General features: G+C 33.4%; 6 protein-coding genes, 1 pseudogene and 1 other annotated feature. Of the genes and pseudogenes, 6 read left to right on the forward strand and 1 reads right to left on the reverse strand.

Features of this window, described 5'->3' with window-relative positions; all coding sequences use genetic code 11:
- The 3 genes and pseudogenes from BM153_RS13670 to BM153_RS04885 form a co-directional block, all read left to right on the forward strand.
- A pseudogene (locus tag BM153_RS13670) lies at positions 1 to 1,878 on the forward strand (hypothetical protein); the annotation flags it as partial.
- A gap of 194 nt (positions 1,879 to 2,072) precedes the next feature.
- Positions 2,073 to 3,080, forward strand: a complete 1,008-nt coding sequence (locus BM153_RS04880) for a glycoside hydrolase family 5 protein (RefSeq protein WP_092871333.1) — start codon at positions 2,073 to 2,075, stop codon at positions 3,078 to 3,080.
- A gap of 34 nt (positions 3,081 to 3,114) precedes the next feature.
- Positions 3,115 to 3,353, forward strand: a binding site (T-box leader).
- A gap of 206 nt (positions 3,354 to 3,559) precedes the next feature.
- Positions 3,560 to 5,302 (forward strand): proline--tRNA ligase, encoded by a 1,743-nt coding sequence (locus BM153_RS04885; RefSeq protein ID WP_092871335.1) that lies wholly within the window; start codon positions 3,560 to 3,562, stop codon positions 5,300 to 5,302.
- 3 nt (positions 5,303 to 5,305) lie between these two features.
- On the opposite strand, the gene BM153_RS04890 is transcribed toward BM153_RS04885, so the two are convergent.
- A complete protein-coding gene (locus BM153_RS04890; protein ID WP_092871337.1) occupies positions 5,306 to 7,159 on the reverse strand; it encodes a diguanylate cyclase domain-containing protein in 1,854 nt (617 codons plus the stop codon).
- A gap of 274 nt (positions 7,160 to 7,433) precedes the next feature.
- On the opposite strand from BM153_RS04890, the gene pepF reads away from it, so the two are divergent.
- The 3 genes from pepF to BM153_RS04905 all read left to right on the forward strand — a co-directional run bounded on the left by pepF (position 7,434) and on the right by BM153_RS04905 (position 15,598).
- Positions 7,434 to 9,239, forward strand: coding sequence for an oligoendopeptidase F (gene pepF / locus BM153_RS04895; RefSeq protein ID WP_092871339.1), 1,806 nt, complete (start codon positions 7,434 to 7,436; stop codon positions 9,237 to 9,239).
- Between the two features lie 61 nt (positions 9,240 to 9,300).
- Entirely contained in the window at positions 9,301 to 12,150 is a 2,850-nt protein-coding gene (locus BM153_RS04900) for an EAL domain-containing protein (protein ID WP_092871341.1), read from the forward strand.
- A 193-nt stretch (positions 12,151 to 12,343) separates the two neighbouring features.
- On the forward strand, positions 12,344 to 15,598 hold the full coding sequence (locus tag BM153_RS04905; RefSeq protein ID WP_092871343.1) for an FMN-binding protein: 3,255 nt from the start codon (positions 12,344 to 12,346) through the stop codon (positions 15,596 to 15,598).

Consider the following 15,598-nt stretch of genomic DNA (forward strand, 5'->3'; position numbering starts at 1 on the left):
GAGGACACTACATATTTGGTAATGGCTTTATCAGGCTCCGGGTACAGAGAGTTATATCTTGGAACTTATGAAAAAGCTGTAGCAAATGGAGATGGAACTAAAGATAAGGGAAATGACAGCTGGATTCATGGATATTTAAATAATGATAGTAAATATGAATTCAAAATACCACTTACAGATGATATGTTAAGTGGAAAAAGCGTAGCAGTAACTGCAATATCAAACAGCTATTATGAGAAATATTTAAATGGCACAAATGACCTTGCAAGAATATTCTATCCAAGACAATTTCAGATAGATGTTGAAAAAGGTACTTTAACAACAGGAGATTATGATGAAAAGGTTAATGTTACTGTAACAAATTCTACGGAATTAACCGGGCTTGATATTACACAGGCTTTTCTTAATACTGTAGGTGGTCCAAATTCAAATAATTATTCAGAAAAACTTATTATTATGATGGCTGACAATCAATATGACAAAGCATTTTTAGGAAATGCCAAGGATGCAGCTGTAAATGGTGGCACAGCCTTAAAAGATGGTGGTTTTGAATTAGAATTTAAGGATAATTTTGAAATAAAGACAGTAGTATCTTTTCATGATGCAGCTGCTAATACCTGGAAAGAGTTAAATGTATTTTTTAACAAAGGGGATTCAAGATTATATATATATCCGGCAAAACTTACTTCAGGAAAATACTTAATTGATCTTACAAGTTCTTTAAAAATGTTTAAATATGATAATCCTGTGGATGTAGTTGTTAAGGGAGATACTGCAACTGTGAAAATTCATTCTGTAGTTTCTAATTCCCGTTATGACAGGATGTTTATTGGAAAATATGCAAATCTTGATGAATCAAAAGCTATTGTAGGGGAGGCAGACCCTGGAAATGCAGAAGATAAGTCCGATGCATATTACTTTACATTTGATATTCCAACAACTTCTTTAACAGATTTTACTCCAATTTATTATGTACTTCGTTATCGTGAAGGTTATAGCCAAGATCATAGTGGTGACTGGTATCAGTCAAAAAGTAAAGAAGATTATTATCTTACAGTTACAGGTATTAAAAAAGAAAATACCAGTGCTGTTGAAATATCCGAAAAAGATGTTTCAGATATTTTAGATGTAGTTTATACAGGAAAAGCTTTAAAACCTGAAGTGACTGTTACTGTAAACGGCCAAAAATTAACAGTTGAAAAAGATTATATTATTACTTATACAAATAATATAAATGCCGGAACAGCTAAGGTGACAATAGAAGGAATCGGAGATTATGAAGGAAGTATAACAAAGACCTTTAAAATCAAGAAAGCATCTCAAAGCATAACTACAGCCTTTATCTCAAAGAAAGTAAATGCAACTAAGACTACTAATTATTCCATTTCAGCTAAAAAAGCCCAGGGAAGTCTTTCTTATAAAGTTGCAAGCACACCAAAAAAAGCAGCTAACTTTATTTCAGTAAATAGTAAAGGTGTAATAACCTTAAAGAAAGGTGCTTATGAGGGTACCTACAAAATAAAAATAACAGCAAAAGAAACTAAAAACTACAAGAGTGCTTCAAAAATAATAAGCCTTAAGGTGGAAAAAGCAAGCCAAAAGCTTGAAATAAAAGTTAAATCAAAAAAAATAAATTACTCAAATGTTAAAAAGAAAAATCAATCCTTTGAAATAGGTGCAAAGGCAGCAGGAAAAATAACTTATAAAATAGCTTCTACACCATCTAAAAACGCCGGAAAATACATAAGCGTGAATAAAAACGGTAAGGTGACACTTAAAAAGAATGCACCAAAGGGAAATTATGTAATAAAAATTACAGCAAAAGCCACAACTATATATAAACAGGCTACAGGATTGGTAAAAGTTGTAGTGAAATAGTAACAGCTTTTTACAAAACATCTAAAACTAAAAAGAAAAAGATCTCTACCGGGACATATATATTTGATGACCGGGTAGGGGTCTTTTTTTATTAATAATACAGAAAAAGTCACCCTCTATTTTTAAAAGGTATTTACCCGATATAAATAACAGATGTGGATAATAACAATATTTTTTAAGGAGAAGGTGGAAAAATGAAATTTGTAAAAAAAATAATATTTACATTGTTCTTTCTTTTTATTTTAAACATTGCTGTTAATTTGTTTCCTGTAAGGGATTTGGGAGTTTTGAAGGTGGAAGCAGCTACTAATATGACCTTGAAACTAAAGGGCAGACAACTGGTTAATTATAAAGGAAATGCAGTTGTACTTAGGGGAGTAAGCAGCCATGGTCTTGCCTGGTATCCGGAATTTATTAATAAAAATGCCTTTAAAACTTTGAAAAAAGACTGGAAAGTAAACCTTATAAGACTTGCTTTATATACAAGCGAATATGGAGGTTATGTAACCGGCACAGATAAGACTAAACTTGAAAAACTTATAGATAAAGCAGTAAAGGCTACTAAAAGTCTTAATATGTATTGTATTATAGACTGGCATATATTAACTGATGGAAATCCTCTGACTTATAAATCTCAGGCCATAAGTTTTTTTAAGAAAATGGCTAAAAAATATAAAGGCTATAAAAATGTATTATACGAAATATGTAACGAGCCAAACGGGGTAAGCTGGTCACAGGTAAAAAAATATGCAGATAGTGTAATTCCTGCAATCAGAAAATATGACAAAAATTCCATAATAATTGTAGGAACACCAACCTGGTCTCAGGATGTGGATGTAGTAGCAAAAAATCCCGTAAAAAGTAAGAAAAATGTAATGTATAGTCTGCACTTTTATGCAAAAACCCATACAGATTGGAACAGGGAAAAATTGATTACCGCCATGAAAAACAATACTCCTGTTTTTGTCACGGAATTTAGCATTTGTGATGCATCAGGAAACGGGGAAATAGATTATAATAGTGCCGCAAAGTGGAAAAAACTTATAAAAAAATATAAATTATCCTATGCAGGCTGGAGCCTTTCAAACAAGGCAGAAACATCAGCTTTGATAAAATCCTCATGTAAAAAATATAGTGGCTGGACAAGCAAAGATTTAACTGCTGCCGGAAGGTGGCTTAGAAAAATGACGCTTGGCAAATAGTTGACTTTTAAGGAAAAAAGCATTAAAATTTTCTTTAAATGCGACGAACAGAAGTAGTAAGTATTGCAGTCCACCCACAGAGATAAGCCGTTTGGTGCGAGGCTTAGGCAAGGCAATATCGAACCAGTCTGGGAGCAGCAGAAGGGAAAACCGGAGCTTTTCGGAAACTTCTGACGGAGGTCACCGTAAAAGGACAGGTGGGTAGATGCTCACCATAGAGAGCAGGCAAATGCCTGAATTTAGGTGGTAACGCGGATTTTATTCGTCCTAAGTATACAAAGTGATGTATGCTTGGGACTTTTTTTCTTGGTTTAAAAAGCCCCTTCTTTCAAAAGAAAGTTCAAAAAGAGGTTATAACAAACGAAGTTTAAGACAAAAAAGTTCAAAGGCATACAAAATTTTAGAATTTTTATAAACTGTCCCAATAAAAATGTGGCAGAAAACTTTAGAAATTTCAATATCAGAAAGGAAAGGCTAAAATGAAACTTAGTAAGCTTGTAGGAGTAAGATTTAAAGAAAAACCGGCTGATTGTGTAATTGACAGCCATGCATTTTGTGTAAGGGGAGGTTATATCAAACAGGTATCTAACGGAATTTTCTCATTATACACACCAATGAAAAGAATCACCCAGAAAATTGAAAATATCATCAGAGAAGAAATGGATGCAGTAGATTCCCAGGAGGTAATGTTTCCAGTAGTATTACCGGGGGCACTTTGGGAAGAATCCGGAAGATATACCAGTGTTGGGGATGAATTATTAAGATTTAAAGACAGAAATGACACAGCAATGGTTCTTGGTATGACTCATGAAGAGGCAGCAGTACATCTTGCAAGAGATTATGGTAGAACCTATGCAAATTATCCATTTTCTATATACCAGATACAGACAAAATACCGTGATGAGGCAAGACCTCGTGCAGGACTTATAAGGGTAAGAGAATTTACCATGAAGGATGCTTATTCATTCCATACATCTCAAGAAGACTTAGAAGAATACTATGACAGAATGGCAAATGCATATTTTAGAATATTCCAAAGAGCAGGTATTGATAATATCATTTCCGTAAAATCTGATTCAGGAATGATTGGAGGAAGTGTTTCCCATGAATATATGCTTTTAGCTGATGCCGGAGAGGATTCCATTGTAATTTGTGAAGACTGCGGTTACTCTGCAAATATGGAAGCGGCAGATACAACTGTGGACAACAGCGGATGCAGCGAAAAAGGAGAACTTACAAAAGTTTATACACCGGATTGTAAGACCATAGAAGATGTATGTAAATTACTGGAAACTAAGGTTGAGGAATCCTGTAAGGCTGTAATTTATCAGATAAATACCACAGATGAATATGTTGTAGTATTTATTCGTGGAGATTATGAAGTAAACGAAACAAAACTTACAAATCTTTTAAATGAGAAGGTTCATCCGGCAGAAGTAAGTTATGACAGCGGTCTTGTAGCAGGATTTTGCGGACCTTATAAGCAAAATGCAAAATGTAAAATTATTTATGATAAATCCCTTGAGGGCATTGAAAATCTTTGTTGCGGAGCTAATGAAAAAGATTATCATTATGTGGGATTAAACATAAAAAGAGACATTGGAGATGTAGAATATGTAGATGTAAGTAAAATAAGACAGGGAGGAATCTGTCCGAATTGTGGTAAAAAGACCATAAAAATAAGCAGAGGAATTGAAGCAGGAAATATCTTCCAGTTAGGAACAAAATATACAGAAAGTATGGAAATGACCTATACTGCTGAAGATGGAAGCTCTAAGACACCTATTATGGGATGTTACGGAATCGGTATAGGAAGACTGGCAGCATGTGTTTGCGAAGCCTATCATGATGACAAAGGTCCTATCTGGCCAATCACTATTGCTCCATGGCAGGTACATATCTGTTGTATGAGAATTGATGATGAAGAATGTAAAAACATGTCAGAATATATTTATAACGAATTGACCAAAATGGGTATAGAAGTAATATATGACGACAGAAAAGTCAGAGCCGGAGCCATGTTTGCAGATGCCGACCTTTTAGGTGTTCCTGTAAGAGTTACTGTAGGACCAAAGGCACTTGCCAATGGAGAAATAGAGCTTTCCACAAGAGACAAGACTATAAAAATAAATGTTAAAAAAGAAGAAATAATTGAAAAAACCAAAGAACTTGTTGATTCATTATTTAATAAAATCAATGAAAAGGTACAGGATAGAAAATAAAATCTAGGAGCCTCTTCTATCGATTTTTTTGTCTTTGTAAAACTGGGATTTTGAAGCATACATTTTTTTATCTGCCAGTTTTACCATGACATCAATATCATAACCGGCTTCCATTGGGGTTACTACCCCATAGGAAATAGACAGTTCACTAACCAGTTCACCGGACCAGTTGTTTACGCGTTCGTTGAACTGGTTTTCTAATTGTTTTCTAAGTTTTTCATCAACACGAAGTGTAACAACAAATTCATCACCGCCGATTCTGTAAAGCTTTCCGTAAGAAGAAAGGATTTCTCTCATGCAGGTGGCAGCACCTATCAAAAGCTCATCTCCGGCAGCGTGACCATAATTGTCATTTATATATTTTAAGCGGTTTACATCCATTGAAATTAAGACAAAGTCGTCTTCTAGGGGATGTGTTCTGTAATAATCAAGATCCTCTTCAAAAACTCGTCTGTTAAAAAGACCGGTCATAAAATCAGTGGTGGAACGCTTGAAAAGTTCTTCTTCTTTTTTCTTTCTGGTGTCAATAATCTGGGTAGTAAAAATTACTCTTTCGGCATAACCGTCTTCATCTATGTCAACAACACTGAAAGTGGCAAGAAACCAGCCGGTATAGATTCCCACGAATTCATCAGAGATACTCTTTTTTCCTACCATTCTTTTAGAAAGGGTAGAAAGGTCGGTAAATTTTAATATTTCTTCCTGATACTCTAAAGGTATAATACTTTTCATAATATTTTTCATTATTTTAGTTGCACCTAAAGAATAATCCATATAGGGTTTCAATAAATTATTGTCAGAATATTCTATAACCGAGTCATCATTCAGGTCAATAAGATGCATACTAAAATACATATCTGCCATGGATTTAAGAACATGGAGTTCGTTTTCCTTTTCTTTATAAAGTTTAGCCAGACGCTCTTCATTAAGCTTTCTTTGGGTAATATCATCCAAAAGACCTACAAAAGAGATAGGAGTACCATCCTTTTTTCTTGACACCCGGCCGGTGGAATGAAACCATCTTATACCATTATCTTTGGTATACATACGATATTCCGCATCATATATATTATTATCATCATAATTATAAACTGCATCCCAAAAGGAGGTCATAACATCAAGGGCATCATCCTTATGAATAAGAGTGCACCAGGAAGAAAACATGTCAGGAAAATCTTTACTGTCTTTAAAACCCAGCATATTTCTAAACTGTTCACTCCATTTACAGGAGGTGATTTTATAATGCCTATTAAATTTCATACTCCATGAACCATAGCCCAATACTTCATGTATGCAAAACAGGGAATCAATATCCTGGGAGTATTGCTTGAGGCGTTTATCTTTAATAAGCTGTCCATGCTCTAAACGCATCATTTCATTAATATTTCGCACCCCAAGAACACATTCTAAATCAGGATGATTAGAATCGGTACTAGCAAAAGTCATTTGATGCCATTCAGTATTTCCCGACGCTCCAATTCGTTTAAAATTAAAGGAATATATGGAGTTTTCCTTCAACTGAGCCTTAACCTTTTTTTCACTAAGCATCTGATACATGTAAGCTCTGCCTTTTGGGTCTACAAAGTTTTCAATGTATTGATTTGTAACTTGTTCATAATTTCCATAGGAGTCATTAATATCAACTGCTTCGCGAATGGAATTTTCATTAGTTGAACGAAAAAGTCTTATGGAAAGATCTGCGAAATTAACAATCCAAATGGTATGGAAATCCCTGGTAAGACCTCTTAGTATATCCAGACTTTTCTCCAGCTGGCTTAAGGTTTTGTCAGAAGAATAAAGGTCTGGGTATGAAGTTTTTTTACTTGAAATATTAAATTCATTTTCATCTTTATGCATATAACATACCCTTTTAAATTAGTCCTTAAAAATAATTATGACTCTTCAGTCTTTATTTCGGCAAAAAAAAGTGTTTTATAATTAGTTATATCGGAAAAAAAGAGTACAAATCAGAATTGTAAAAATTTTGTTAATTTTTTAAATTTATTATATAAAAACTATAGCATTTCTTGATATAATACAATTAGTGACAATAAAAAATTCGTCCTCTTATCTAAAAAATGTGCTCTTTAATATGAGGGATTTAGTAAAAAAACGGAAAGGAAAAGAAAAAATGAGTGAAGAAATCAAAGAGAGAAAAGAAATGAATCCCGATTTTATGTGGGACTTATCAACACTTTATGAAAATGATGACAAATGGGAAGAGGCTTTAGAGCCCTTAAATAAGCTTATAGATAAGGCCACTTCATACCAGGCTACATTAAAGGATGCAAAAAGCATAAGAGAGTTTTTGGATTTTGAAGTTGAATTAGAAAGAAAATTTTCTGATTTTTATTGTTATGCAAGTCTTAGAAATTCAGAAGATACAAGAGATAATAAGGCTATGGATATGGAAGCAAGAGCAATGGAGGTTTATTCCAGACTTGCTGTGGCACTTTCTTTTGAAGAACCGGAAATATTATCTCTTCCAAAAGAAGAGCTGGAAAAGATTGTTAAAGATCCTGTCTTAGAGCCTTTTTCTTTCCAATTACAAAAACTTTTAGATGAAAAGCCTCATGTACTTTCAAAAAATGAAGAGGAATTATTAGCCACTTTTACAGAGGTTTTTGGTGCGCCTTCAAAAATAGCCGGAAATTTGCAAAATGCTGATTTGAAATTTGAAGATGCTTATGACAGTGAAGGAAAAAAATATCAGCTTACCCAGGCTAATTATATTTTACTTCAAATGTCAGAGGACAGGAAACTTAGAGAAAGTTCCTTTAAAAGCCTTTATAAAAGTTATAAAGAACATATTAATACTTTTGCGGCTTCCTATAACGGTTGTGTAAAATATGCTCAGGCCAGCGCAAAGGTGCGACATTACGAAGACTCAAGGGCCATGAGCATGGCAGCTGAGCATATACCAAAAGAAGTATATGACGCTTTAGTGGATACCGTAAGAAAAAATATGCCTAAAATGTATCGTTATGTTTCTCTTAGAAAGAGACTTTTAGGCCTTGAAGACTTACATTATTATGATCTTTATACACCTTTGGTAGAGGGAAGCTCCAGAATTTACAGCTATGAAGAAGCACAAAATATGGTGCTGGATGCAGTTACTCCCCTTGGAAAGGAATATGTGGACAGGGTAAAAAAAGCATATGAAGAAAGATGGATTGATGTTTATCCTAATGCCGGAAAAAGAGGTGGTGCTTTTTCTTCGGGAACCTATGATTCCAATCCATTTATTCTCACCAGTTTTACCGGAACCTTAGACAGTGTTTCAACTATTGCTCATGAAATGGGACATTCCCAGCATACCTGGCTTGCAAATCATAATCAGCAGCCTCAAAATGCTGACTATACCCTGTTTGTGGCAGAGGTGGCCTCTACTCTTAATGAAAATCTCCTGGTGGAGAGGCTTTTGGCAAATACTACAGATCCTAAAGAAAGGCTTGTTCTTTTAAATCAATATCTTGAGGGATTTAAGGGAACTCTTTTCCGTCAGACCATGTTTGCTCAGTTTGAAAAAGAAGCCCACGATATGGCAAAAAGAGGAGAATCTCTTACTCCGGATTCCTTAAACGGAGTTTATAAAAAGCTCATAGAAGAATATTTTGGAGAGGAACTGATTATAGATGAGGAAGTTTCCTATGAATGGGCGAGAATACCTCATTTTTACAGACCATTTTATGTATACAAATATGCTACAAGTTATTCTGCAGCAGTAGCACTTTCTGAAGCTGTACTTAAAGATGGTAAAGAAGCTGTTGAAAAATATCTGGAATTTTTGTCAATGGGAGGCAGTGCTTATCCATTAGATGAGCTAAAACATGCAGGAGTGGATTTTACCACATCGGCACCTGTAGAAAGAGCTTTAAACAAATTTGAACAGATTCTTGATGACGCAGAAGAAACAATAAAGAGACTTGGAAAATAATACATTACTCGGTGAATAGTTTTATAAGGCTTAAAAAAGTCTTTAATGTGAGGGGTTTCATATGAAGATGTATAAATTTGATGATAAAACAAAAAGCGAAATGCTAGAGAAAGAATGTATTAGTGAAAGTATAGGAAAAAATATTTCTTATGACGCTCTGACTGATTTACCGGATATGAAATATTTTTTAATATTGGCTCAGGAGGCAGCAAGAGAAATCACTCTTAAGGGGAAAATCCCGGTAATGCTGTCATTTCAATTAGATGCCATAAATGCCTTTAATAAAAATACCAGTATAAGGGTAGGTGAAAAGCTTATTATATCCGTTGGTGAGATTTTAAAAAAATATTTTTCCCAAAAGGCGGTAACCAGATACTCAGAAGACCAGTTTTTTGCCTATGATGAAAAAGATGCAATAGAATTTAAGCTTTTTAATATTTTTGAAGAAGTAAAAAAATTAGGCATGGGAAGAAATTTCCCTATCAGAGTAGGTATTTATTATTCAGAAAACCGCAAAGAGGCAGTTTCTCCTAGTGTAGCCTGTGACAGAGCGAAAATGGCTGCAAATAAAAATAAGGGAGTTTTTGAATCAAAATTCTTTTATTATACAAAACAGATGGAAATAGCCCAAAAGGAAAGAGATTATATTTTAAACAATATAGACAAGGCTATAGAAAACGGTTGTATAAAGGCTTATTATCAGCCTAAAATCAGAACCGTAGATGATAAATTATGCGGAGCTGAGGTTTTGGCCAGGTGGGACGATTCTGATTACGGATTTTTATCCCCGTCTTCTTTTATCCCTGTTTTAGAAGAAAGTGGACTGACCTATAAATTAGATACCTTTATAATTAAGCAGGTGGCAAAAGACCTTGCAAAATGTGATGAACTTGGCATAGAAAAAGTACCCATATCCTTTAACCTTTCAGCTACGGATTTTCAGGTGATTAATCCTTTGGATATCCTTGAAAAGGTAGTAGCTGATACAAAGCAACCAAAAAAATATTTCAGGGTTGAAATTACGGAATCCATGGTGATTGCTGACCCTTCCCACATGAAAAAAAGTCTGGATGATATCAGAAAAGCCGGATATGAGGTAATAATGGATGACTTTGGAAGTGGATATTCTTCCCTGTCTATTTTAAAAGAATATGAACTTGATGAAATAAAAATAGATACCAGCTTTTTGAAAAATTTTGATCATAAAAGCAGGGAAATAATAAAAAGCATAGTATCCATGGCCAAAAATCTTGGCATGAAAACAATAGTTGAAGGCGTTGATAATAAAGAGCATTATGCCTTTTTTAAAGAAATTGGCTGTGATATGATTCAGGGCTATTATTACGGGAAACCGGTGACTTTTGAAGAATTTTCCGGGAAACTTAACAAGGTGTGTTTTCATGATGAAAATGATAAAGAAGATTTAAAAAATCAATTTAAAATATGTAATGAAAATGACTTTTCAAAGGAAAGTGCCTGTCAGGATATTCAGGATTTTTTGCTTAAAGAAATGGATACAAAAAAAAGTGCTGTCAACTTGGAAGATGTACTTAATGTCTATAAAAATCTCCCTGTGGGAATTTCAATAGTAAAGATGATTTTAGATAAAAGTAACAAGAAGGTTGAAGATGTAAAATTTCTTTATGCCAATAAAAGATATTGTACAGGTGTAAATAAATCACTTCTTGATATAATTGAGAAAAAATCTTCGGAGTTGTTTTCAAAAGAAGAAAACAAGATACTTTATAAGCTTTGTCAAAAGGCCTTAGATAAGGGAGCGGAGATTAAGGGCAACAAATTCAGTAAAAAGGTAAACAGCTTTCTTAACTATGTAATAGCCCCTGTTTTAGCACCGGATTGTTATGTAATTATCTGTAATTACTCTAAAGGTTCTAATCTTGAGGAGGATTTTCTTAGAAAAAATGATGAATCTGATGATATTGTCATTAGAATAGCAAAACTTTTAAGTATTGACGGGGACTATAAAAAAATAATGAACAGAGTTCTTGAAGAACTCAGTCTTATAATACATTCTGACAGATTGCATATTCTTGAATATGACCAAAGTCATAATGTTACAGCCTTTGAATGGTGCAAAAAAGGTTTACAGTCCGTAAGAGGAGCCTTTGATGAATTTGAACTTGAACAGGATTTTAACTGGATAAATTACTTGGCAAATAACAGCTGTATAATTATTGATGATGTAGAAGAGCTTAAAGAAAATTCTCCTAAGCTTTATAAAATACTTAAGGGACAGAAAATAAACAGATTTATTGCAGTTCCACTTTATATGGTGGGAAGACTTGTAGGTTATATTTTAGCGGATAATTATCTTCCGAAAGAAATAGAAGAAACAAGAATAATAATGGAAAATGTGGGAACCTTTATTGCAAGAAAAATCGTTACTCACAAATTGCTTTCTAAAATGGATAATTTAAGCAATCATGACTCATTAACAGGTGTCAAAAACAGAAATGCCTACATGAATGAAATAAAAGAAATTACCCTTCGTTGTATGAAAGTGGGAGTTATATTTGTGGATTTAAACGGATTAAAAAACATTAATGATAATTTAGGACATGATGAAGGAGACAGATTCATAATAAAAGCCACCAACTTTTTATGTGATTTATATGATAAAGAAACGGTTTTTCGCCTGGGTGGAGATGAGTTTGTGGTCATTTTCAAAAACATAAATGAAGCAGATTTTGAACACCAAAAAATCAGGATGGAAATGGCTTTTAAGGAAAATGAAGATGTGGACTTTTCCTATGGTGCAGCCTGGACAGAAGATTCTGACAACTTCATAGAAACAGCCAACGAAGCAGATAAGGCCATGTATAAATGTAAAGAAGCATATTATTCAAATCACGAAAGGCGAAGAAGCCGCATTTATAATAATCAATTATAGAAAAACAAAAAGCATTCTGTAATGTAATAGTTACAGGATGCTTTTTTTGACATTAAATGAGAAAAATTATTAATTACAGGAGAGTAAAAAGCCGCATTAAGCTTGATATGAGATGATTGAAATTGTTATAATTGGTTAGATAAATCTAACTGTTATTGGACAGGTTTTATAAAAAAATAATCAGGAGGAAATTATGAAAAAAAGGTCAATATCGGGCTGTAGAGTCAAAATACTAATGTGCTTTTTATTGTCATTTATGTATTTTTTTTCTTATAGTCAAAGTCTTTTGGGAGCATCAGTGACTTATATTGATGGTCAATATGAAGGAGAAGGAGAGGGCTTTAATGGAATAATAAAAGTGTCACTTTCCATTAAAGATGATTATATTGAGAGTATTAAAATACTATCTCAAAACGAAACACCGAAGTATTGGGACAAAGCCAAAGTTTTAACTGATGAGATAATAAAAAATCAAACAGTTGAGGTTGATGCCATTAGTGGAGCTACTATATCTTGTAATGGTATAAAAAAAGCAGTTTTGGACGCATTAAAAAAGGCAGTTAAAGAAAATGAAGATAAGACTTTGGTCTTTGCAGGGGGAGAAGGAACAAAAAATAATCCCTATCTTATAAAAACAGAAAATCAACTTATTAATTTCGCAGGAAGTTGTAATGAGAATAATGATTATTCCGGGCAATACATAAAACTGGATAATGATATTAATATCACTAAAAATGACTGGTCTCCCATAGGTGGAGAGGAATATAAATTTAACGGTACTTTTGATGGTGACGGACATTATATAAAGGGTCTGAAAAAAGGATCTTATTCCAAATCCGTGACCATAACAAATTTTGGCTTCTTTCGCTCACTGGATGAAAATGCTGTGGTAAAAAACTTAAATCTTTCTGATATTTATTTCAATGTTGATGGAAATAGCATGGTAAGTGTAGGAGGTATTACGGCATATACAGAAAAATCCTACAAAGAAGGAGATGTTAGCGGAGCTTTAATAGATAATTGTTCTGTCACCGGAACAATAAAATTATCTTCAAATACGGGAAATAATTTTGTGGGTGGAATAACCGGAATGCAGGTTAAGGGTGCTGTAATAAATTCTTACACTGATGTAGATTTGTATACCATTGTAAATGATGGAAAAATGCGCGCAGAAGTGGGAGGAATAGTAGGTTCTTTGGGAATGGGAACCATTGCAAACTGTTATAGTCTTGGAAATGTAACAGCCCTTCATGACGGAAATGATGGAATAGCAGTTGCAGGAAATATTACAGCTATAGCTGATGGCCCTGTAATAAATTGTTATGCCTGCGGAAATGTTAAAGTAAGAGGAAATATATCCTATGGAGGAATTATAGCAGGAATATCTGATGAAGATGGAAAAGTGTATTCCTGCAGATACAATAAAAATGCAAAAATAAACGGTTCTGCTAAGAATACTTTAGGAGTTTGTCACCGGATAGAGGTTCCTGATGAAAAAAATATTTTTCTCGAAGGTGGAATTGTGGAAGATGTTACAGCATTTTCAGGAAAAAATTATAAAGAAATTGTGAGCAGGTTAAATGCGTTATTTTCAGAGTTTCCAATAGATATTTCATGCTATATTTCCGATGATTATACACTAAAAAAATGGAAACTTGATGAGGATGAAAATGTAGTACTAAGTGATGAAAAGGCTGATTTTTTATATGTTTTGGCAAAACCGGTTTATGTTCCCATAGATATGAAAGATGGAAACTGGACAGGTAGAGATAAAAATAAAAAATCAATTGTTAGTATTACCGTAAAAAACGGTGAAGTAGTTAAAAAAAGTATTGTGGGAGAAAAATGCGGGGAAAACTTTGAAGAAGCCTTTTATAAAGCAAGACAAAAGGCAAATATAGGTGATAGTAGTGATTATAAAAAAGCTGATATGACTAAATTTGACAAAGGCAAAGGAACAAAAGCCTCTCCATATCTTTTACATACAAAAGAACAGTTAAGTTATATAGCTAAAGCTTTAAATGAAGATGAAAGCTTTAAAGACATTTATTTTAAATTAACTGATAGCATAACCCTTACGGGAAGTTGGCTTCCTATTGGCTGGAGTATTCAAAATGAAGCCGGAGAAGTAGTTGCTTCCTATCCCTTTGAAGGACATTTCAACGGAGATAATTACACTATATCCATGGTAAATATAGATGGCAGTGATACCAGAGCAGTTAGTAATGCAGGGTTATTTGGAATTGTAAAAGGTTCGGATATTTCAAATATTCATGTAAAAAATATAAACATTAAACTTCAGGACAATATAAAATCCCATAACATAGGAGGACTTGTAGCATATGCCACTGATGCATTAGTTAAAAATTGCAGTACAGAAGGCAAAATGTGTGCATTGTCCCCAAAATCAACTATTAATATAGGTGGACTTATTGGATATGGATATAAATCTAATGTAAATAACTGTTACAGTGATATTGAAATTGAAGGGGATTCTCCACTTGGAATGGTTAATTTAGGAGGATTGTATGGTATGGAAGATATGTTACATACTGTTAATGTTTCAAGTTTTGGAAGTATATATGTAACTGCTTCAAATCCAAGAACAGGTGGAATATCCGGCCAAAGCCAAAATGGCTCACATGAAAATGTGGTAGCTTTGGTAGATCTTTTAGATAGAGGATTTTCAGGGGCAATTTATGGACTTTCTATTAACAATAAAAATAAAAATGTGTTTTATAAAGAATCTAATTTACCGGCTATAGCCTATCCGAAAGGTGAAGTTGATGGTGCATTAAAAAAATCCTTAAATGAGATATTAAAAAAAGATTTTATAGAATTCTTAAACGAAGAAAAAGATAAATCTGACAAGAAAGAACTTAGAGATTGGATAATAGATGGGGATAAAATACATCCTTTTATTACATTTAATACACAGTCAAAAACAGATGTTAAGCCTAAACCTGAGCCTACAGTCAAAAAATTAAAAAAAGGAGATACCTTTAGCTACAAAGGAGCAACCTATCTCATAACCAAAACAGATAAAACAGTGCAATTCAAAAAATTAAATAAAAACAATTATAAGAGTGTAGATATTCCTTCTAGCATAAGGATAAAGGGGACTACTTATAAGGTTGAGGAAATAGGGGCAAAGGCATTGAAAAATATGACAGTTATTAAAAAGCTGACAATAGGAGAAAATATAAAAATCATAGGTGACGAAGCCTTTAGAAATTGTAAGAATCTTGAAAATATAACAATAAAGACAACTAAACTTACCCTAAAATGTTTAGGGAAAAATATTTTTAAAGATCTTTCAAAGGATAATTACAAAAAGCTTATAATAGTCGTTCCAAAAAATAAAATTAAAACATATAAAAAAATGTTTTTAAAGAAAGGTTTAAACAGCCTGGCTAAAATAAAAATGATTAAAAAAGAGGGAAAGTAG

The organism is Acetitomaculum ruminis DSM 5522 (assembly GCF_900112085.1).
GTDB classification, from domain to species: Bacteria; Bacillota; Clostridia; order Lachnospirales; family Lachnospiraceae; genus Acetitomaculum; species Acetitomaculum ruminis.

Coding starts and splice junctions, on each gene's coding strand:
- BM153_RS04880 (WP_092871333.1), top strand. CDS start 2,073: ATGAAATTTGTAAAAAAAATAATATTTACATTGTTCTTTCTTTTTATT.
- BM153_RS04885 (WP_092871335.1), top strand. CDS start 3,560: ATGAAACTTAGTAAGCTTGTAGGAGTAAGATTTAAAGAAAAACCGGCT.
- BM153_RS04890 (WP_092871337.1), bottom strand. CDS start 7,159: ATGCATAAAGATGAAAATGAATTTAATATTTCAAGTAAAAAAACTTCA.
- pepF (WP_092871339.1), top strand. CDS start 7,434: ATGAGTGAAGAAATCAAAGAGAGAAAAGAAATGAATCCCGATTTTATG.
- BM153_RS04900 (WP_092871341.1), top strand. CDS start 9,301: ATGAAGATGTATAAATTTGATGATAAAACAAAAAGCGAAATGCTAGAG.
- BM153_RS04905 (WP_092871343.1), top strand. CDS start 12,344: ATGAAAAAAAGGTCAATATCGGGCTGTAGAGTCAAAATACTAATGTGC.